Source organism: Pseudomonas sp. PVC-3-1 (genome assembly GCF_057444315.1).
Map to the genome: position 1 here is coordinate 3,860,951 of NZ_CM172023.1, position 19,977 is coordinate 3,880,927.

Genomic DNA, 19,977 nt, shown 5'->3' on the forward strand with positions numbered 1-19,977 from the left:
CTTCCTTATCCCGTTCCCCAGTGAGTGCCTTCCATGCAGAAGTACCGCCTGATCATCCAGCGCCATGGCCAGTTGCTCGGCCATTTCGATTCCGATCTGCCCTGGGCGAAGGAGGCCGTGGCCAGCATCGCCTGTTGCCTGGGCGAGCTGGGTTACGGCCTCGAGCTGATGGTGGCCGACAGTGAGCGTCGCCTGCTGGAGAGTTCTCCCACAGGCATCAAGGTGCTGGCCAGCGAGCCGCTGTTTCGACCGCTGGCGCTGAGCGACCTGTAGGAGCGAGCTTGCTCGCGAACTTTTCGGCACAAACAACAAGCCCCTCCGGCGAGGGAGGGGCTTTGGGGTTGTTCGCGAGCAAGCTCGCTCCTACGAAAAGCGCATCAACTGCGCGAGGCTTTCCAGCGGCGGATCACCAGCTTCTCCAGCTCCACTGCGAAGAACACTGCGATGCCGATGCCGAGCGAGATCAGCCAGCCGCTGAAGGGCAGGGCGACGGTGTGGAAGGCGGTCTGCATGAAGGGCACGTAGATCACGAAGCACTGCAGCAGGATCAGCGCCAGGGTCACGGTGAGCAGGGCGCCATTACGCAGCAGCGCCATGTTCAGCGAGAACTCTTCCTGCAACCGGCAGTTGAACAGGTAGGCCCACTGTGCGGTGACCAGGGTGTGCAGGATCATGGTGCGGATGTGGTCGGTGTCCTGGCCGTTGCTGACCATCCAGGCTTCCAGCAGGAAGGCCGCTGCGGTGAGCAGGCCGCCCACGTAGAGCACCCGCCAGACGGCGAAGCCGTTGAGAATCGACTCCTTCGCGTTGCGCGGCGGCCGGCGCATCATCCCCGGCTCGCCAGGCTCGAAGGCCAGGGCGAAGGACAGGGTGGTGGAGGTCGCCATGTTCATCCAGAGGATCTGCAGCGGCGCCAGCGGAATCACCGCGCCGGCGAGGATCGCCATGACGATCAGCAGGCCCTGGGCCATGTTGGTCGGCAGGATGAACAGCACGGTCTTCTTCAGGTTGTCGTAGACCCGGCGGCCCTCGCGCACGGCGCCGGCAATGGTGGAGAAGTTGTCGTCAGTGAGCACCATGTCGGCGGCTTCCTTGGTCACCTCGGTGCCCTTGATGCCCATGGCGATGCCGACATCGGCCTGTTTCAGCGCTGGCGCGTCGTTGACCCCGTCGCCGGTCATGCCGACCACTTCCTCGTTGGCCTGCAGCGCGCGCACCAGGCGCAGCTTGTGCTCGGGGCTGGTGCGGGCGAATACCGAGTACTGCATGGCGAGGGATTTCAGTTGGGTGTCGTCGGCCTGCTCCAGTTCCTGGCCGGTCATGGCGCGCAGGTCGTTGCCCATGCCGAGCATGCCGGCGATGGCGACGGCGGTGTCCGGATGGTCGCCGGTGATCATCTTCACCTGGATGCCGGCGCGCTTGCACAGCGCGATGGCCTCGATGGCCTCGGGACGCGGCGGGTCGAGCAGGCCGGCGACGCCGAGGAAGATCATGCCGTCCTGCACGTCCTCATGGTCGATCACGCCGTCATCGGGCTGTACCGGCTTGTAGGCGGCGGCGAGCATGCGCAGGCCTTGCCCGGCGATGAAGCTCATCTCGCGCTCCCAATACTCGCGGTCCAGCGGCTCCACGCCGTTGGCGCCGAGTTGCTGTTGGCACATGCGCAGCAGCACGTCGGGCGCGCCCTTAAGGTAGATCAGGTTCTGCCCGGCGACATCGCAGCGCCGCGCCATGTACTTGTAGGCGGAGTCGAAGGGGATCTTGCCGAACTTGTGGAACTCGATCTCCGGCAGGTCCGCCTTGCGCGCCAGCACTTTCAGCGCGCCCTCGGTCGGGCCGCCGACCACGCCCCAGCGGCCTTCGTCACCCTGTTGCAGGCTGCTGTCGTTGCAGATGTCCACCGCGCGGATGAAGGCTTGCAGCGCAGCGTGTTGCGACCAGTCCAGTTCATCGCTGGTGCTGCCGAAGGTGATGCGGCCCTTGGGCTCGTAGCTCTGGCCCTCCACTGCATAGATGCCGTTGGCGAGCAGCACGTTCTTCACGGTCATCTCGTTCATGGTCAGGGTGCCAGTCTTGTCCGAGCAGATCACGCTCATGGCGCCCAGGGTTTCCACGGTCGGCAGCTTGCGGATGATCGCCTTGTTCTGCGCCATGCGCTGCACGCCCAGGGACAGGATGATCGAGACGATGGCCGGCAGGCCCTCGGGCACCGAGGCCACGGCCAGGCTGATCAGCGACAGCAGCAGCTCGCCGAAGGGGTAGTCGTGCCAGAAGAAGCCGATGATGAACAGCGCCACCATCATGCCGATGATCAACTGAAAGATGCGTTTGCCCAGCTCGGCGATCTGCCGCAGCAACGGGGTTTCGCTTTCGTCGACGTTGGCGATCAGCTTGTTGATGCGGCCCAGTTCGGTATTGCCGCCGGTCTCGATCACCACGCCGCGGGCGTTGCCGGCGCTGACGTTGGTGCCGGAGAAGCCGAGGTTGGTGCGGTCGGCCAGCAGCGCTTCCTTGTCCAGTGCGTCGGCGTGCTTGCCGACGGTGAGCGACTCACCGGTGAGCATGGACTCTTCGACCTGCAGGTGATGCACGTCGAACAGGCGCACGTCGGCGGGAATCTTGTCGCCAGGGCGCAGGATGACGATGTCGCCGGGTACCAGCTGGCTGGCGTCCAGCTCGATCTTCTTGCCGTTGCGCACCACGTGGGCGGTGCTGCTGAGCATGCCGCGCAGGGCTGCGAGGGATTTCTCCGCCTTGTTCTCCTGGAAGAAGCCGATGCCCGCGTTGATCACCGCCACCAGCAGGATGACGATGGTGTCGGTCCAGTGCCCCATCAGCGCGGTGGCGACCGCAGCGGCCAGGAGGATGTAGATCAGCACGTCGTTGAAGTGCCGGGCGAAGCCCAGCCAGAGCGGGTCGATCTCCTTGGCCGGCAGTGCGTTGGGACCGACGCGCAATAGTCGCGCCTCGGCGTCGTCGGGGGAGAGGCCTTCCGCGCTGGTCTGCAGATCGGCCATGGTCTGGTCGACGCTCTTGCGGTACCAGCCGGTGCTTTTCGGTTCGGTGCTTTGCGGTTTGCCGTCAGTGGTTTGCTGTGCAGTCATGCTTCGACTCCCGGCTCCTGCCAAGTGGGAAAGGTGATTAACTGCAGGGAAGCGTAGCTGTAGGAAATTGCTGTAGGACTGTCATATCTCAAGGTTCGACCGATCCTGGCTGAACCTTTCCTGAACGAAGCTGAATCGCGGGTTGCCGCTGCAGGTACGACCCGTTCACGCCGGTGGGATGTGTAGGAGCGGACTCCGTCCGCGATCGACTCAGCATTGCTCCGATCCGTCCGGAGTGGGGCAAACCCATCGCGGACGGAGTCCGCTCCTATATGGCCGGTGGCTCCAGTTCCCGTGTTCCGCCCACCCGGCTGGCCTGCCGCCAGCGGTTCGGCGTGCAGCCCACCAGCTTGCGGAAGCTGCGGCAGAAGTGGGACTGATCGGCGAAGCCACATTCCTGGCTGACCTGGGAGATCGGCGCGTCGCCGCTGGCCAGCAGCTCGCGGGCGCGGTCGATGCGCAGGCGCAGCGCCCATTCCCGTGGCGCAAACCCGGTGGCCTGCTTGAAGGCGCGGGAAAAATGGCTGCGCGACATGCCGCATTGCTCGGCGACATCGGCGATATACAGACGGCTGAGCAGGCTGCCGGCGAGGATGTCCTTGGCCTTGCGTTCCTGCCAGGGGGCGAGGGCGAGGCGTTCGCAGGCATCCGGTCCGTCATTGCAGGGCTCGGGCATCCGGTAGTGTTCCAGCAAGTGCTGGCAAAGGCGCTGGCTGGCCTGGTGGAGGCCGTCGCCCTGGCTTTCCAGCTCCTCCATGAGCTGCTGGACCAGGCGGTGGGTCTGGGGGGCGAGCATGGTCGCTACCTGGTGGGCAGGTGCGGGCATGGCGTCTCTCTTCTGGTTTTTATCGGCGGCTGAAATGCCGCTCCGGAATGTAAAAAATTCAAGGTAAATCAAGGTGATCCGATGCTCAATCGGATTAAGCCAAACGGTGCGCGAATGAGCACACGCGTCCAAGAAAAACACCCTGTTTCATGATCGACTGGCGCGGCCCTCGTCTTGTGCAAAGATGCCCAACCCACAGCCCCGAGCGACCAGCCATGAACCGAAACGACTTGCGCCGCCTGGACATGAACCTGCTGGTGATCTTCGAATCCCTGATGCTGGAGCGGAACCTCACCCGCGTCGGCGAGAAGCTGTTCATCACCCAATCCACCGTCAGCGCCGCCCTGGCACGCCTGCGTGACCTTTTCGACGACCCGCTGCTGGTGCGTGCCGGTCGCGCCATGGAACCCACCAGCCGGGCGCTGCACATCTTCGAGGAGCTGCGGCCGGCGATGGACGTGATCTCCGCCGCGGTCAGCCGCGCCAAGACCTTCGAGCCCGAGAGCAGTTGCAACATCTTCCGCCTGGGGCTTTCCGACGACGCCGAGTTCGGCCTGTTCCCGGCGTTGCTCGCGCGACTGCAACAGGAAGCGCCGAACATCACCGTGGTGGTGCGCCGTGCCAACTTCCTGCTGATGCCGGCGTTGCTGTCCTCCGGTGAGATCACCGCCGGGGTCAGCTACACCACCGACCTGCCGGCCAACGCCAAGCGACGCAAGCTGCGCGATATCGGCGTGAAGGTACTGCGCGGCGATGATCGTCCCGGCCCGCTGACCCTGGACGAATACTGCTCGCGGCCGCACGTGATGGTGTCCTTCTCCGGCGACCTGAACGGCGCCATCGACCTGGACCTGGAACGCATCGATCGCCGCCGCCGCGTGGTCCTCGCCGTACCGCAGTTCGGCAGCCTGCGTGCGCTGCTGCGCAACACCGAGATGATTGCCACTGTCCCCGACTACGCGGCCTGCGCGCTGGTGGAGGACAGCTGCCTGCGCGCCGAGGACCCGCCGCTGGAAATCAAGCCGGCGGAACTGTCGCTGGTGTGGAGCGCCGCCCACGACAACGACCCGGCCGAGCGCTGGCTGCGCGAGCGGATGGTCGAGTACATGAGCGCGCCGGTGCCCTGAGCTCCGCAGATCGCTGGGGTATCTTCGCTATGTTTCTCCTGCCAGGCGCCGGCGGATACCGTTGGGCGGTTCGCGAGCGAGCTCGCTCCTGCAAAGAGCCTCAACTCCCGGTTGCGGCAAACGCCTGCGCGATGGCGTCGATCACCGCGCGCACCCGCGCCGTGTGGCGCACATCCTTGTGGGTGACCAGCCACACGTCGTAGGGCAGGGGCGCGCGTTCCGGCCACAGGCGCACCAGCCCATCCGCATCGCCCAGCGGCAGCGGCAATTCGCCCACGCCCAGGCCGGCAGCCAGCGCGCGGCGGACCATGAAGCCGGAGGTGCAGCTCATGGCGATGCGCCCGTGGATGATCGGCTCGGAGGCCAGGAATACTTCCTTGCCGGCATCCAGATACGGCTGATAGACCACCAGGTCGTGCCCGGCGAAGGCGGTTCCCGGCTCGGGCACGCCGCGTGATGCGATGTACTGCGCAGAGGCGAACAGGCCGCTGCCCCAGCGGGCCACGCGTCGCACGATCAGGTCGGGGTTCTCGGGCTGGTGCGTGCGCACGGCGATGTCGGCCTCGCGCTTGCTCAGGTTGAGCATCTGCGTGGAGGTCTGCAATTGCACCTGGATTCCCGGTTTCTCGCGGTGCAGGGCGGCCACGGCGGGGATGATGTAGTCGGCGGCGAAGGAGTCTGTGGTGGTGACTCGCACCACGCCGCTCATGCGGTCGTCCATGCCGAGGATCTGCCGTTGCAGTTCGGCGGCGGAGGACTCCATGGCTTGCGCCGCCGCCATGGCGATCTCGCCGGCGGCAGTGAGGCTGTAGCCGGCGGAGGTGCGCAGGAACAGCGTCGCTTCCAGCGAGCGCTCCAGCGACGCCAGGCGCCGGCCTACAGTCGCCTGGTCCACCGCGAGCACGCGGGCGGCGCCACGCAGGGTTTGTTCGCGGCACAGGGCGAGAAATACGCGGGCATCGTCCCAGTTCATCATGGCGAAAACCTCGTGATGCAGAAACGCAATGGTGGCATGAAAAATCGCTGCATTACTGCATCGAAACGCAACTTTATGATCTCCCCATCACCACGTAACGGCGCCGCCCTGACGGCGCGATAGGGGTTGTCATGAATACCGATGCTTCCCGCCTCGCCAGCCGAGGCTCCCTCTGGTTGCCGATCTGGTCGGGCCTGTGCGCCAGCCTGGTCGGCATCGGCCTGGCGCGTTTCGCCTATACGCCGCTGATCCCGGCGCTGATCGAGGCGCGCTGGTTCTCGGCGTCCGCCGTGGTCTACCTGGGCGCCGCCAATCTTGCCGGCTATCTGGTCGGTGCGCTGGCCGGGCGCCCGCTGGCGGCGCGCTGGTCGAGCGCCGCGGTGCTGCGCGGCATGATGCTGCTGGTCACGCTGTCTTTCTTCGCCTGCGCCTGGCCGTTGAACCAGGCGTGGTTCTTCTTCTGGCGACTGGCCTCGGGGATTTCCGGCGGGGTGATCATGGTGCTGGCTGCCAGCACGATTCTGCCGCACGTGGCCGCCAATCGTCGCGGCTTGGCCAGCGGGGCGATCTTCCTCGGCATCGGCCTGGGCATCGCCGCCTCCGGCACGCTGGTGCCGCTGCTGCTGGCTCTGGGGTTGGTGCAGACCTGGCTGGGCCTCGGCGCGCTGGCCCTGGTGCTCAGCCTGAGCAGCTGGTTCGGCTGGCCGCAGGAGCACGCTCATGCCCAGGCGCACAGGGCAGAGCAGGCGCGTGCTTCGGCGGGCGTCTACGTGCTGTTCGCCCAGTACGCGCTGATGGCGTCTGCGCTGGTGGCGCCGATGATGTTCCTGGTGGACTACGTGGCCCGTGGACTGGGTGCCGGTACCCACGGCGGCGCACTGATCTGGACGCTCTATGGCATTGGCGCCATCGTCGGACCGGTGGTGTATGGCTTCCTCGCCGACCATCTGGGCGCGAGGGCGGCGATTCGGCTGGTGCTGGTGGCGCAATTCCTTGCGCTCGGCCTGCTGCTGGAAACCGCTGACCTGCGCCTGCTGGGCATGGCGAGCGTGGTGATCGGTTCGTTCCCGCCAGGCATCGTGCCGCTGGCGTTGGCGCGGGTGCATCAGCTCGTGCCTGGCCACGCCGCGCAGAACGCCACCTGGAGCCGGGCGACGGTGTCCTTCGCCAGCTTCCAGGCCATCGCTGGCTACGCCTACTCGGCGCTGTTCAGTGCCAGCCACGGGCATTACGCGCTGCTCTTCGCAGTAGCGGCGGGCGCCATCGTGCTGGCCGTGCTGATGGAACTGGCGCTGCTGTTCAAGGCGGCGCCGCAGGCCGGTGAGCCGGTGCGTGGCTGACCCACGCCGGCGCGTCGGATTTCTGTAGGAGCGAGCTTGCTCGCGAACGCCACGTGCCGGGAATGTCCGGCGTGAAGCAGGTTCACGAGCAAGCTCGCTCCTACAGGTCCGGATGTCTGTCGGCTCGGTTCAGAAGACGCCCTTGAGCGGGTATTCGACGATCACATAGATACGGTCGATATCCGCGCCACCCTGGGCGTCGTTGGCGCGGTGCGAGACCTGCGCGAAGCTCAGTGCCAGGTCCTTGGCCGGGCCGGACTGCACCACGTAGCGCACATCGAGGTCGCGCTCCCAATGTTTGCCTCCGTCGCCATAGGCGGGCTGGCAGGCGCCACCTTCCATGGGGTTGTAGGCGCCGCCACAAGGGGCGTGGGTGCCGTCGATGCCGCTGCCGCGCACATAGCGCGCGGAAAGGGTCAGGCCGGCGAGGCCGGAACTGGCGCCGTCCCACTGATAGCGTGCCTGCCAGGAGTGTTCGCCGGGGCCGTTGAAGTCGGCGTACTTGATCGAGTTGGCGAGGTAGATGGAGTCGCCGCCGACGAAGTCGAACGGCGTGTCACCGTCGATCTTCTGATAGGCGAGGCTCAGCGCATGGCTGCCCAGGGCGACTTTGCCCAGCAGGCTCCAGGCCAGGGTGTCGATATCCCCGGCGCGGGCACTGCCGGTGTCGCCGGTCTTATACAGATTGGCGTCCACCGACCAGCGACCGAGGCGGCCGTTGAGGTTGGCGTAGGCCTGATGCCAGACGTCGTCCAGCTGGCTGGCGTAGAGGGCGCCGCCCCAGTTGGCGTCGGATGCGTTCCAGGTGGCGCCGGCCAGGCTCAGGCCACCGAAGCGGGTGCTGGCGCCGTAGCCTTCGAACTCGCCGTGGCTGGAGCTGGAGTTCTGGTTCTTGAAGGCAGTGAAGCGCCCGGCCTGCAGGCGCAGCCCCGGCAGGCTGCGGTCGTCCAGGAACCAGCCGGTGGCGTACTCGGGTTGCAGGCGCTTGTCGCCGGTGTCGAACACCGGGGTTTCCACTTCCATCTCGCCCCACGCGAGGGATGTCTTCTCATGCACCAGGCGCAGCGCAGCGCCGGCGTCGGAATACTCGTTCTCGCTGCGGCCGTCGCTGTCCAGTGGCAGCAGACCGGTCCCCGCGTGGCCGCGCCCGCCGTCGAGCTTCAGGCCGAGGAAAGCGTGGGCGTCGACGCCCAGGCCGATAGTGCCGGGGGTGACGTCGCTGCTGAATTTGCCGATGAAGCCGTGCGCCCACTCTCGGCGCAGGCTCTGGCCGTTGGGGCCGGGGCTGCGATAGTCGTTGTCGAGGAAGTAGTTGCGCGACAGCAGCGACCAGTCGGCGGCGTGGGCCTGGATGCAGGCGAGCGCCAGTGCACAGGGGAACAGGGCGTTTCTCAGGGGCAGGGCCACGGTCAGGGCTCCGCGTGCAATGCAGCAGAGCGTGGCAGGGGGAGGCGGTAGCTGCCAGGGCCGGCAATCGCCAGGCCGGTGAAGAGTATCAGCATCCACCAGGCAAACTGGCCCTCAGCCAGCGACCACTGCGGGTGTACGAATACCAGCGCCACCAGCAGCACGGCGATTACCGGGAGGCAGGCGAGGCGGGCGAACACGCCGAGGATCAGCAGGATCGGGCAAAGCACTTCGGCGAACACCGCCAGCGCGAGGGTCGGCGTGGCGCCGAGGCCGAACGGGTCTTCGATGTGCTGCAGTTCGCTCTGCCAGTGCAGCAGCTTGGGCAGCCCGTGTACCTGGAGCAGAAGCAGGGCGGCGGCAACGCGCATGAACAGCAGCGCCAGCGCGCCGGAGCGGTCGTGGGTCGGCATGGTGTTTATCCCGGGAATGAAAAAGGGGCGGCAATGCCGCCCCTTTCGGCTGCTCAGGCTCAGTGGCCTTCGCTGGCGTTGAACATGGTCTTGGCGTAGATCAGGCCCAGGCCGTAGGCGCCGCCGTGTTCGATGGAGGTCTTCACGGTTGCATCGTAGGTCTCGCCACGGGCCCAGTCGCGTTGCAGTTCCAGCAGGTACTGCAGGGAGGTCATCGGGCGGGCGCCGAGCTGGATCATTCGTTGCAGGGCCATCTCATGGGCTTCGGTGGAGACATCGCCACAGGCGTCGGTGATCACGTAGACCTCAAAGCCCTGGTCGATGGCCGACAGCGCCGGGCCGACGATGCACACGGAGGTCCAGAGGCCGGCCAGGACGATCTTCTGCTTGCCGAACTTGTTCACTTCCACGGCGATGCGCGGGTCTTCCCAGGTGTTCATGCTGGTGCGGTCGATGACGTTGTGCCCGGGGAAGACCGACTTGATCTCGTCGAAGATCGGGCCGGAGAAGCTCTTCTCGGCGACGGTGGTGAGGATGGTGGAAACGTCGAATTCCTTGGCGGCCTTGGCCACCAGGGCGGCGTTGTTGCGCAGGGTCACGGCGTCGATGGACTTGGTCGCGAAGGACATCTGCGACTGGTGGTCGATCATGATCAGGGTGTGGTCGGTGGGGTTGAGCAGGGTTTTGCCGGGAACGGCTTTGGCGATGGCGGTCATGGTTGGATTCCTTGGTAGGTTGCGTGGATCAGTGGAGTGGCGGCTGGATCGTTCTGGGGCTTCGCAGGACTTGGCTGCGAACCGTGGAGATATCTTTGCCGAACGCTGCGAGTCGCGGAACAGACAGCTTTGCAGGGTGGCTTTGCAGTTCTGCAAAGGGCCTGTGGAGCGCTTCGATGGGCAAACTATGGTTTCGCCGGCGCGGCATTTATTGGACCTGTGTGCTCGGCCCGTCCGGCGCAGAATGATGCAAACGTGCGATTCGCCAGTGCGGCGAATCGGTACAGTGGTTTTTTCCTATACCGGGGCACGCGAGACCGCCAAGCCCCGTTTGCGTGCGAGCAGAAGAATGAAAACAGTGGCCATGGTGCTGTACGACGATGTGCTGGCGCTGGATGTGACGGGGCCGATGGAGGTGTTCTCCATGGCTAACCGCTACCTGCCGGCGGAGCGGCATTACCGGTTGCTGACGGTGGCGGCGAAGCCCGAGGGCGTGCGCGCCTCCAGCGGCCTGAGAATGAGCGCCGACCTGCCGCTGGAAGCGTTGCTCGCGGGTGTGGACCTGCTGCTGGTGCCCGGCGGTCCTGGCGCCTACAACGGCAACAACGAGGCGCTCAACGCCTGGTTGCCGGTAGCGGCGCGCGCAGCCAAACGCTATGGCGCGGTGTGCACGGGCGCCTTCCTGCTGGGCGCCGCCGGGCTGCTCGATGGCTACCGCTGCACCACCCACTGGAACTACCTCGAGCGCCTGGCGCAGTTGTACCCGCGCACCCAGGTGCAGGCCGAGCGCATCTACGTCATCGACCGCAACCTGATCACCTCCGGCGGCGTTACTGCCGGCATCGACATGGCGCTGGCGGTGGTCGCCGAGGACCACGGCAAGGACGTCGCCCTGGAGGTCGCCAAGGTGCTGTTGGTGGTGCTCAAGCGCCAGGGCGGGCAGACCCCGTTCGGCCCGCTGCTGGTATCGGTGGTGCGCGACGGCTCGGTGATCGCCCGCGCCCAGGCCTATGTGGTGGACCACATCGACGAACCGCTGACGGTGAATCGCCTGGCCGAACTGGTGGCCATGAGCCCGCGCAACTTCGCCCGCGCCTTCCAGCGCGAAACCAGCATGACGCCCATGCAGTACGTGCAGAGTGCGCGCATCGACCAGGCGCGCAAGTTGCTGGAAAGCAGCGACCTGCCGCTCAAGCAGGTGGCCAGCCGCAGCGGCTTCGGCAGCCCGAGGCATATGCGCACGGTGTTCGGCGAGCGGATCGGCATGACGCCGAGCCAGTATCGCGAGCAATTCGGCTTTGCCTGATGGCTTTGCGCCGCATTTCGTGGCGATTGACCGTCTGGCGCACCCAAGTTGGCCGAATCCTTCCCCCTGTGGGAATTGCGCTGTCACACGAGGGCGGGAAAATACCCTCACCAATCATCAGGGGCGCGTCACCTCGGTACTGGCCAGATCGCCTGGAGGACCCGTTGTAGAGCGATCCGTCAGATCCGCAGACGTGAGCAGGACATGAGCGCAAGCACGGAAAACCGCACCGAGACCATCCTGCAGTTCGGTAGCTTCCAGTTCCACCCCTACAAGCGCCAGTTGCTGCAGGGGGATCGTCCGGTGCGCATCGGCAGCCGGGCGCTGGATATTCTCCAGGTGCTGATCCGCCAACCCGGCGAGATCATCGGCAAGGACAGGATCATCGCCCAGGTCTGGGGCGACACCGTGGTCGAAGAGATCAACCTGCGCGTGCACATCGCAGCCCTGCGGCGTGCCCTTGGCGAAGGCCGCACGGGTGAGCGCTACATCGCCAACGTGCCGCTGCGCGGCTATGGCTTCGTCGGCGTGGTGGAGAGCGTGGTCGCTCCGGCGCAGGCGGTGCAACTGCCGTGCGAAGTGCGCGCCAGCAACCTGCCGATCCTGCTGATGGGTCTGGTCGGCCGCCAGGCGCTGCTCGCGCGGGTGGTGAAGCAGATGCCCGCCACGCGCCTGATGACCCTGGTCGGCCCCGGCGGCATGGGCAAGACCTCGCTGGCGATCCACGCTGCCGAGCAGCTCGGCAAGCACTTCAGCCAGGTGCGCTTTCTCGACCTGTCGGCCGACCCGGACGGCGTCTCCCTGAGCCAGAGCCTCGCCATTCTCCTGCGCGAGCCTTCCTATGAACCGACCCTGTTGTTGCTGGACAACTGCGAGCACCTTGCCGAGCGCTGCGCCGAGGCGGTGGAGCACCTGCTGCGCCTGCACCCGGTACTGAGCATCCTCGCCACCAGCCGCGAACCGCTGCGCGCGGAGGGTGAGCGCGTGGTGCGCCTGCCGCCGCTGGAGGTGCCCGCGCAGGACAATGCGCCGCTGGCGTTGGCCATGTGCAGTTCGGCGGTGCAGCTGTTCGTGATGCGCGCGCGGGAGGTTTGCGACCGCTTCGAGCTCAAACCCAGCCAAGTGCGCGCCATCATCGACATCTGCCGGCGCCTGGATGGCATTCCCCTGGCCATCGAAATGGCGGCGCGGCAGGTGGGTATCCTGGGTCTCGCGGGGCTGCCGGCATTGCTGGACACGCCGATGCACCTGTTGATGCCCGGTCGCCGCACTGCTCCGGCGCGACAGCAGAGCCTGCGCGCGACCTATGACTGGAGCTATGGCCTGCTGGATGTCGCCGAGCAACGCTGCCTGCGCCTGCTTGCGCAATTGGGTGAGGATTTCACCCTCGACGCGGCGGTGGCTTCCCTTGATGGTGACCGCCTGTGCCGCGAGTGCGCGTTCGCCACCGTGCGCCAACTGGCGGACAAGTCGCTGCTGTGGGTGGAGCAGGGCGAATGCGAGGTGCGCTACCGGGTGCCGAACACCGCGCGGGCATACATGCAGCAGGTGACCCTGCCGGGGCTCGCCGTCACAGCCGCGTGATCGCGCCATCGCCCTACTGCGCGTAGGAGCGGACTCTGTCCGCGATCGCTCTCCGGCGCGATGCGGACCCATCGCGGACAGAGTCCGCTCCTACAAAAGCCCGGCGTCCCGTGCCTCACGTCGCGCACGTTGATGCTTCTCGTAGGAGCGAGCTTGCTCGCGAACCGCCCAGCGCCGGGGCGCCCAGGAAGAGCGTTCGCGAGCAAGCTCGCTCCTACAGGTTGCCCCATCATCAATGTCGGGCGGATGACCCGCTCCGGGTTATGCGGCCTACGTAAGCAAAAGCCCCAACCCAGCGCATGCGTCCAACAGGCCAGCCGCTGCCGAGGCCAAAGCCGTGCCTCACGTCGCGCACGTTGATGCTTTTCGTAGGAGCGAGCTTGCTCGCGAACCGCCCAGCGCCGGGACACTCAGGAAGAGCGTTCGCGAGCAAGCTTGCTCCTACAGGTCACCCCATCACCAATGTGGGGCGGGTAACCCGCTTCGGGTTATGCGCCCTACGTAAGCAAAAGCCCCAACCCAGCGCATGCGTCCAACAGGCCAGCCGCTGCCGAGGCCAAAGCCGCGCCTCACGTCGCGCACGTTGATGCTTTTCGTAGGAGCGAGCTTGCTCGCGAACCGCCCAGCGCCGGGACGCCCAGGAAGAGCGTTCGCGAGCAAGCTCGCTCCTACAGGTCGCCCTATCATCAATGTCGGGCGGATGACCCGCTTCGGGGTATGCGCCCTACGAAAGCAAAAGCCCCAACCCAGCGCATGCGTACAACAGGCCAGCCGCTGCCGAGGCCAAAGCCGTGTCTCACGTCGCGCACGTTGATGCTTTTCGTAGGAGCGAGCTTGCTCGCGAACCGCCCAGCGCCGGGATACCCAGGAAGAGCGTTCGCGAGCAAGCTCGCTCCTACAGGTCGCCCCATCGCCAATGTGAGGCGGATACCCGGCTTCGGGGTATGCGGCCTACGTAAGCAAAAGCCCCAACCCAGCGCATGCGTCCAACAGGCCAGCCGCTGCCGAGGCCAAAGCCGTGTCTCACATCGCGCACGTTGATGCTTTTCGTAGGAGCGAGCTTGCTCGCGAACCGCCCAGCGCCGGGATACCCAGGAAGAGCGTTCGCGAGCAAGCTCGCTCCTACAGGTCGCCCCATCATCAATGTCGGGCGGATGACCCGCTCCAGGTTATGCGGCCTACGTAAGCAAAAGCCCCAACCCAGCACATGCGTCCAATAGGTCGGTCGACCTCAACGCCATAGTGACCGGACCTCAATCATGAGTCCGGGAAACCCATGAGCGCCGAAACCATCGATCTGAACAGCGTGGTGACGCTGGTGGTTCACCACAAGGTGCGTTGCGAAGCTCTGCCCAGCTACGAGGCCTGGCTACGCCGCACCGTCGCTGCGGCGCGCCGACAGCCGGGGCACCTGGGTGTGAATGTGATCCGCCCGGACGGCGAGGGCGCGATGTTCACCACCGTGGTGCGCTTCGCCCGCGCCGGTCAGCTGCAGGCCTGGATCGACTCCCGCGAGCGCGCCGAGCTGATCGACGAGGTCTCGCCACTGCTGGAAGAGGGCGACCACCCGCTGATCCACAACGACGCCGAATTCTGGTTCACCCCCGAGCACGGCAACGTGCGCCAGCCGCCGAAATGGAAGCAGGCGCTGCTGACCTACCTGGTGATCAGCCCGCTGACCATGGTCATCCCACCGCTCTGGGGGCCCGCGTTCGAACGTTTCCCGGTATTGGCCGGTGTGGTGCCGAGCAATCTGCTGGTGACCCTGTGCATCGTCCTTCTGGTGGTTTACCTGATCATGCCCTGGGTGACGCGTCGCTGCGCTGGCTGGCTCAACGCTGATTGAGCCTTCCCCTGACTTCCCCCTCCCGCGGCGCCCGCGCGGCGCCCGTTCCCACATCGTCCTGCATGGCAGGCAGAGGAGTTTCCATGAGCACTTTCGTTACCCGCGACGGCACCGAGATCTATTACAAGGACTGGGGCAGCGGCAAACCCGTGCTGTTCAGCCACGGCTGGCCGCTGGACGGCGACATGTGGGAATACCAGATGCAGTACCTGAGCAGCCGCGGCTACCGCACCATCGCCTTCGACCGCCGCGGCTTCGGTCGTTCCAGCCAGCCGTGGAGCGGCTACGACTACGACACCTTCGCCGATGATATCGCCGGCCTGATCGAGCACCTGGACCTGCGCGAGGTCACGCTGGTCGGCTTCTCCATGGGCGGCGGCGATGTCAGCCGCTATATCGGCCGCCACGGCACCTCCCGCGTCGCCGGCCTGGTGCTGCTGGGCGCGGTCACACCGATCTTCGGTCAGTCCGCTGATTTCCCCCAGGGAGTGGAGAAGGGCGTGTTCGACGGCATCAAGGCCGGCCTGCTGCAGGACCGCGCGCAGTTCATCGCCGACTTCGCCGCGCCGTTCTACGGCACCAACCACGGCCAGAAGGTATCCGATGGCGTGCTCACCCAGACCCTCAACATCGCCCTGCTGGCCTCGCTCAAGGGCACGGTGGACTGCGTCAGCGCCTTCTCGGAAACCGACTTCCGCGCGGACCTGGCCAAGGTCGACGTACCGACCCTGGTGATCCACGGCGACGACGACCAGATCGTGCCGTTCGAAACCACCGGCAAGCTGGCCGCCGAACAGATCAAGGGCGCCGAACTGAAAGTCTACGCCGGCGCTCCCCATGGCTTCGCCGTCACCCATGCGCAACAACTCAACGAAGACCTGCTGGCCTTCCTGCAACGCTGAGGTACCGAACATGAGCAATGCAGACCTGATCCTGTTCAACGGCAAGCTGCACACCGTTGACCCGGAACGCCCGCACGCCACCGCCGTGGCCATCGCCGACGGCAAGTTCCTGGTCGTCGGCACCGACGCCCAGGCAATGGCCTACCGCGATGCCTCGACCCAACTGGTTGACCTCAACCGTCGCACTGTCATTCCCGGCCTCAACGACTCGCACCTGCACCTGATCCGCGGCGGGCTGAACTACAACCTCGAACTGCGCTGGGAGGGCGTACCGTCGCTCTCCGACGCACTGGAGATGCTGCGCCTGCAGGCCCAGCGCACGCCGTCGCCGCAGTGGGTGCGCGTGGTCGGTGGCTGGAACGAATTCCAGTTCGCCGAACGCCGTCTGCCGACCATCGAAGAGCTGAACAAGGCGGCGCCGGACACCCCGGTGTTCGTCCTGCATCTGTATGACCGCGCGCTGCTCAACCGCGCCGCGCTGCGGGTCGTCGGCTACACCAAGGACACGCCGAACCCGCCCGGCGGGGAGATCGTCCGCGACAGCAACGGCGAGCCCACCGGCATGCTGATCGCCCGCCCCAACGCGATGATCCTCTACGCGACCCTGGCCAAGGGGCCGAAGCTGCCGCTGGAATACCAGGTCAACTCGACGCGCCAGTTCATGCGCGAGCTGAACCGTCTCGGCCTGACCAGCGTGATCGACGCCGGCGGCGGTTTCCAGAACTACCCGGACGACTACCAGGTGATCCAGCAACTGGCCGACGCCGACCAGCTCACCGTGCGCATCGCCTACAACCTGTTCACCCAGAAGCCCAAGGAAGAGCTGGCGGACTTCAAGAACTGGACCTCCAGCGTCACCTACGGCCAGGGCACCGACTTCCTGCGCCACAACGGTGCCGGGGAGATGCTGGTGTTCTCGGCGGCGGACTTCGAGGACTTCCTCGAACCGCGCCCGGACCTGCCCGGCACCATGGAAGCGGAGCTGGAGCCGGTGGTGCGTCACCTGGTCGAGCAACGCTGGCCGTTCCGCCTGCACGCGACTTATGACGAATCCATCTCGCGCATGCTCGATGTGTTCGAGAAGGTCGACCGCGACATCCCGTTCAACGGCCTGCCGTGGTTCTTCGACCATGCCGAGACCATCACGCCGAAGAATATCGAGCGCGTACGTGCCCTGGGCGGCGGCATCGCCATCCAGGACCGCATGGCCTTCCAGGGCGAGTACTTCGTCGACCGCTATGGCAAGCAGGCCGCCGAGGCCACGCCGCCGATCAAGCGCATGCTGGCCGAAGGCGTGCCGGTGGGCGCTGGCACCGACGCTACCCGCGTGTCCAGCTACAACCCCTGGACCTCGCTGTACTGGATGGTCAGCGGCAAGACCGTGGGCGGCCTGAGCCTGTATCCGGAGGGCCTGTCCCGCGAGGTGGCGATCGGGCTGTTCACCCACGGCAGCGCCTGGTTCTCCAGCGAGCAGGGCAAGAAGGGCATGCTCAAGGCCGGCCAACTAGCGGACCTGGCGGTGCTCTCGGAGGACTTCTTCAGCGTCGAGGAGGAGGCGATCAAGACCGTCGAGTCGGTGCTCACCGTGGTGGGCGGCAAGATCGTCCATGGCGACCGCGAATTCGACAAGCTGGCCCCGCCGAGCATCCCGGTGGTGCCGGAATGGTCTCCGGTGGCCATGGTTCCCGGCCACTGGCGCCCGCAGGCGCCGCTGCAGCAGGCCGTGCACCAGTGCGTCGGTTCCTGTGGCGTGCATGGACACAGCCATGAACGCGCGCGCACGAAAGACGTGCCGGTGAGCGACTTCGCCGGGTTCTGGGGCGCGTTCGGTTGTTCCTGCTTCGCGTTCTGACGCGTTAATGGTCCGGTCCGCAAGGGCCGGATGCCGATCGCGGACGGAGTCCGCTTCTACCTCCTGCCGACGATCTGGAGCTCTTTTGTAGGAGCGAGCTTGCTCGCGAACTCGCCTCACACCGGATCGAATCGGCGCCGGGTGGTTCGCGAGCAAGCTCGCTCCTACGCCGTCCATGTGCCCGACGCCACGGTGTTCGCGCCCAAGGCACCTGCAACAAGGCTTTTCGCCACCCCCATCGATAGCCTTTTACCGTCCGAGCCAATCGAAAACTGCAATAGCAGCCCGCCCCGTTTGATCTATCTTCTGATGGGTTGTGCGAATACAAGGCGCCAACGATAGGCGCCCCCAAGGAGCCTGCAATGAGTGAAGAAAAGAAAGGTAGCTGCCCGTTCCACCAGACCGCTGGTGGTGGTACTTCCAACCGTGACTGGTGGCCGAACCAGCTGAGGCTGGACCTGCTGCACCAGCATTCTTCCAAGTCCAACCCCATGGGTGAGGACTTCAACTACGCCGAGGCCTTCAAGACCCTCGACCTGGAAGCGGTCAAGGCCGACCTGCGCGCCGTGATGACCGACTCCCAGGACTGGTGGCCGGCCGACTTCGGCCACTATGGCCCGCTGTTCATCCGCATGGCCTGGCACGCCGCCGGCACCTACCGTATCGGCGATGGCCGTGGCGGCGCTGGCCGTGGCCAGCAACGTTTCGCCCCGCTCAACAGCTGGCCGGACAACGTCAGCCTGGACAAGGCTCGCCGGCTGATCTGGCCGATCAAGCAGAAGTACGGCGCCAAGCTGTCCTGGGCCGACCTGATCGTGCTCACCGGCAACGTCGCCCTGGAGTCCATGGGCTTCAAGACCTTCGGCTTTGCCGGCGGCCGCGAAGATGTCTGGGAACCGGACATGGACGTGTATTGGGGCGAGGAGACCACCTGGCTGGGCGGCGACAAGCGCTACACCGGCGAGCGTGACCTGGAGAACCCCCTGGCCGCCGTACAGATGGGCCTGATCTACGTGAACCCCGAAGGCCCCAACGGCAACCCCGACCCGGTGGCTGCCGCCCGCGACATCCGCGAGACCTTCGCGCGCATGGCCATGGACGACGAGGAAACCGTCGCCCTGATCGCCGGCGGCCACACCTTCGGCAAGACCCACGGCGCGGGCCCGGCGGACAACGTCGGGGTTGATCCGGAAGCCGGCGGCCTGGAAAACCAGGGCCTGGGCTGGGTCAGCAAGTTCGGCACGGGCTCGGGTGGCGATGCCATCACCAGCGGCCTGGAAGTCACCTGGACGTCCACGCCGACGCGCTGGAGCAATAACTTCTTCTGGAACCTGTTCGGCTACGAGTGGGAGCTGACCAAGAGCCCCGCCGGCGCCCACCAGTGGCAACCGAAGAACGGCGCGGGTGCCGGCAGCATTCCCGATGCCCATGACAAGTCCAAGCGCCGCGCGCCCTCGATGCTGACCACCGATATCTCGCTGCGCGTCGATCCGGTCTACGAGAAGATTTCCCGTCGTTTCTACGAAGATCCCGAGGCGTTCGCCGACGCTTTCGCCCGTGCCTGGTTCAAGCTGACTCACCGCGATATGGGCCCGCTGGCTCGCTACCTGGGCCCGGAAGTGCCGAAAGAGGAGCTGATCTGGCAAGACCCGATCCCGGCGGTCGACCACCCGCTGGTGGACGAGAAGGACGTCACCGCCCTCAAGGCCAAGGTACTGGCCTCGGGGCTGTCGGTCTCCGAACTGGTCTCCACCGCCTGGGCGTCGGCCTCCACCTTCCGTGGCTCCGACAAGCGCGGCGGCGCCAATGGCGCGCGCATCCGCCTGGCGCCGCAGAAGGACTGGCCGGTGAACCAGCCGGAGCAACTGGCCAAGGTGCTTGGCGTGCTGGGTGAAATCCAGTCCGAGTTCAACGCCTCGGCCGTCGGCGGCAAGAAGATCTCCCTGGCCGACCTGATCGTCCTGGCCGGTGATGCCGCCGTGGAAGAGGCCGCGCGCAAGGGTGGCCACACCGTCAGCGTACCGTTCGCGCCGGGCCGCATGGACGCCAGCCAGGAGCAGACCGACGTGCACTCGGTGGGCATGCTGGAGCCGGTGGCCGATGGCTTCCGCAACTTCCTCAAATCGAAGTTCTCGGTGCCGGCCGAAGCGCTGCTGATCGACAAGGCGCAATTGCTGACCCTGAGCGCACCGGAAGTCACCGCGCTGATCGGTGGTTTGCGTGTGCTCGGCGCCAACACCGGCGGCTCGCAGAACGGCGTGTTCACCGCGCGCCCGGGCACTCTGAGCAACGACTTCTTCGTCAACCTGCTGGACATGGGCACCGTGTGGAAGCCGACCTCCGACGCCAATGACCAGTTCGAAGGCCGTGACCGCAAGTCCGGCGAAGCGAAGTGGACCGGTAGCCGCATCGACCTGCTACTGGGATCAAACTCCCAGCTGCGGGCGCTGTCGGAGGTCTATGGTTGCTCGGACGGCGAACGCAAGTTCGTCCATGACTTCGTCAAGGCCTGGACCAAGGTGATGAACCTCGACCGCTTCGACCTGCCGCGCTGACCGGGCAGGGAAGAGCAAAAGGC

At 66.0% G+C, this 19,977-nt stretch carries 15 protein-coding genes; 9 read left to right on the forward strand and 6 right to left on the reverse strand.

Going from position 1 to position 19,977, the window contains the following annotated elements; translation table 11 throughout:
- Positions 1 to 33 precede the first annotated feature (33 nt).
- Positions 34 to 273, forward strand: a complete 240-nt coding sequence (locus AC2T4A_RS18070; protein WP_416749434.1) for a cytoplasmic protein — start codon at positions 34 to 36, stop codon at positions 271 to 273.
- Between the two features lie 104 nt (positions 274 to 377).
- Here AC2T4A_RS18070 and AC2T4A_RS18075 read toward each other — a convergent pair whose 3' ends face one another.
- Positions 378 to 3,104 carry a cation-transporting P-type ATPase gene (locus AC2T4A_RS18075; protein ID WP_486741424.1) on the reverse strand — a complete coding sequence of 909 codons (2,727 nt, stop codon included), beginning with the start codon at positions 3,102 to 3,104 and terminating at the stop codon, positions 378 to 380.
- Positions 3,105 to 3,372: 268 nt separating this feature from the next.
- On the reverse strand, positions 3,373 to 3,930 hold the full coding sequence (locus AC2T4A_RS18080; RefSeq protein WP_478378767.1) for an AraC family transcriptional regulator: 558 nt from the start codon (positions 3,928 to 3,930) through the stop codon (positions 3,373 to 3,375).
- A 215-nt stretch (positions 3,931 to 4,145) separates the two neighbouring features.
- Here AC2T4A_RS18080 and AC2T4A_RS18085 point away from each other — a divergent pair, with 215 nt between their 5' ends.
- The gene (locus AC2T4A_RS18085; RefSeq protein ID WP_416749440.1) at positions 4,146 to 5,057 is read left to right on the forward strand and encodes a LysR substrate-binding domain-containing protein; all 912 of its coding nucleotides are present in this window, start codon (positions 4,146 to 4,148) and stop codon (positions 5,055 to 5,057) included.
- Positions 5,058 to 5,157: 100 nt separating this feature from the next.
- Here the strand turns inward: AC2T4A_RS18085 and AC2T4A_RS18090 are convergent, their stop codons facing one another.
- Complete coding sequence (locus tag AC2T4A_RS18090) at positions 5,158 to 6,030, reverse strand: LysR family transcriptional regulator (RefSeq protein WP_486743695.1); 873 nt, start codon at positions 6,028 to 6,030, stop codon at positions 5,158 to 5,160.
- Positions 6,031 to 6,164: 134 nt separating this feature from the next.
- Between AC2T4A_RS18090 and AC2T4A_RS18095 the strand changes: the two genes are divergently transcribed.
- Entirely contained in the window at positions 6,165 to 7,373 is a 1,209-nt protein-coding gene (locus tag AC2T4A_RS18095) for a YbfB/YjiJ family MFS transporter (RefSeq protein ID WP_486741425.1), read from the forward strand.
- A gap of 129 nt (positions 7,374 to 7,502) precedes the next feature.
- On the opposite strand, the gene AC2T4A_RS18100 is transcribed toward AC2T4A_RS18095, so the two are convergent.
- Genes AC2T4A_RS18100 through AC2T4A_RS18110 form a run of 3 tightly spaced genes read right to left on the reverse strand, consistent with a single transcriptional unit; the run spans position 7,503 to position 9,909 of the window.
- Positions 7,503 to 8,774: an OprD family porin gene (locus AC2T4A_RS18100; RefSeq protein ID WP_486743696.1), complete on the reverse strand. Its 1,272-nt coding sequence runs from the start codon at positions 8,772 to 8,774 to the stop codon at positions 7,503 to 7,505.
- Between the two features lie 8 nt (positions 8,775 to 8,782).
- A complete protein-coding gene (locus tag AC2T4A_RS18105) occupies positions 8,783 to 9,193 on the reverse strand; it encodes a DoxX family protein (RefSeq protein ID WP_486741426.1) in 411 nt (136 codons plus the stop codon).
- 59 nt (positions 9,194 to 9,252) lie between these two features.
- Entirely contained in the window at positions 9,253 to 9,909 is a 657-nt protein-coding gene (locus AC2T4A_RS18110) for a hydrolase (protein WP_486741427.1), read from the reverse strand.
- A 349-nt stretch (positions 9,910 to 10,258) separates the two neighbouring features.
- On the opposite strand from AC2T4A_RS18110, the gene AC2T4A_RS18115 reads away from it, so the two are divergent.
- From AC2T4A_RS18115 to katG, 6 genes are all read left to right on the forward strand, one after another.
- Positions 10,259 to 11,215: a GlxA family transcriptional regulator gene (locus AC2T4A_RS18115; RefSeq protein ID WP_486741428.1), complete on the forward strand. Its 957-nt coding sequence runs from the start codon at positions 10,259 to 10,261 to the stop codon at positions 11,213 to 11,215.
- A gap of 204 nt (positions 11,216 to 11,419) precedes the next feature.
- The gene (locus AC2T4A_RS18120; protein WP_486741429.1) at positions 11,420 to 12,799 is read left to right on the forward strand and encodes an ATP-binding protein; all 1,380 of its coding nucleotides are present in this window, start codon (positions 11,420 to 11,422) and stop codon (positions 12,797 to 12,799) included.
- A gap of 1,276 nt (positions 12,800 to 14,075) precedes the next feature.
- Positions 14,076 to 14,645 carry a putative antibiotic biosynthesis monooxygenase gene (locus tag AC2T4A_RS18125; RefSeq protein ID WP_416749452.1) on the forward strand — a complete coding sequence of 190 codons (570 nt, stop codon included), beginning with the start codon at positions 14,076 to 14,078 and terminating at the stop codon, positions 14,643 to 14,645.
- A gap of 83 nt (positions 14,646 to 14,728) precedes the next feature.
- Positions 14,729 to 15,547, forward strand: a complete 819-nt coding sequence (locus AC2T4A_RS18130; RefSeq protein ID WP_486741430.1) for an alpha/beta fold hydrolase — start codon at positions 14,729 to 14,731, stop codon at positions 15,545 to 15,547.
- Between the two features lie 10 nt (positions 15,548 to 15,557).
- The gene (locus tag AC2T4A_RS18135; RefSeq protein ID WP_486741431.1) at positions 15,558 to 17,399 is read left to right on the forward strand and encodes an amidohydrolase; all 1,842 of its coding nucleotides are present in this window, start codon (positions 15,558 to 15,560) and stop codon (positions 17,397 to 17,399) included.
- Between the two features lie 362 nt (positions 17,400 to 17,761).
- Complete coding sequence (gene katG, locus AC2T4A_RS18140) at positions 17,762 to 19,954, forward strand: catalase/peroxidase HPI (protein WP_486741432.1); 2,193 nt, start codon at positions 17,762 to 17,764, stop codon at positions 19,952 to 19,954.
- Positions 19,955 to 19,977 lie beyond the last annotated feature (23 nt).

Coding starts and splice junctions, on each gene's coding strand:
- AC2T4A_RS18070 (WP_416749434.1), top strand. CDS start 34: ATGCAGAAGTACCGCCTGATCATCCAGCGCCATGGCCAGTTGCTCGGC.
- AC2T4A_RS18075 (WP_486741424.1), bottom strand. CDS start 3,104: ATGACTGCACAGCAAACCACTGACGGCAAACCGCAAAGCACCGAACCG.
- AC2T4A_RS18080 (WP_478378767.1), bottom strand. CDS start 3,930: ATGCCCGCACCTGCCCACCAGGTAGCGACCATGCTCGCCCCCCAGACC.
- AC2T4A_RS18085 (WP_416749440.1), top strand. CDS start 4,146: ATGAACCGAAACGACTTGCGCCGCCTGGACATGAACCTGCTGGTGATC.
- AC2T4A_RS18090 (WP_486743695.1), bottom strand. CDS start 6,030: ATGAACTGGGACGATGCCCGCGTATTTCTCGCCCTGTGCCGCGAACAA.
- AC2T4A_RS18095 (WP_486741425.1), top strand. CDS start 6,165: ATGAATACCGATGCTTCCCGCCTCGCCAGCCGAGGCTCCCTCTGGTTG.
- AC2T4A_RS18105 (WP_486741426.1), bottom strand. CDS start 9,193: ATGCCGACCCACGACCGCTCCGGCGCGCTGGCGCTGCTGTTCATGCGC.
- AC2T4A_RS18110 (WP_486741427.1), bottom strand. CDS start 9,909: ATGACCGCCATCGCCAAAGCCGTTCCCGGCAAAACCCTGCTCAACCCC.
- AC2T4A_RS18115 (WP_486741428.1), top strand. CDS start 10,259: ATGAAAACAGTGGCCATGGTGCTGTACGACGATGTGCTGGCGCTGGAT.
- AC2T4A_RS18120 (WP_486741429.1), top strand. CDS start 11,420: ATGAGCGCAAGCACGGAAAACCGCACCGAGACCATCCTGCAGTTCGGT.
- AC2T4A_RS18125 (WP_416749452.1), top strand. CDS start 14,076: ATGAGCGCCGAAACCATCGATCTGAACAGCGTGGTGACGCTGGTGGTT.
- AC2T4A_RS18130 (WP_486741430.1), top strand. CDS start 14,729: ATGAGCACTTTCGTTACCCGCGACGGCACCGAGATCTATTACAAGGAC.
- AC2T4A_RS18135 (WP_486741431.1), top strand. CDS start 15,558: ATGAGCAATGCAGACCTGATCCTGTTCAACGGCAAGCTGCACACCGTT.
- katG (WP_486741432.1), top strand. CDS start 17,762: ATGAGTGAAGAAAAGAAAGGTAGCTGCCCGTTCCACCAGACCGCTGGT.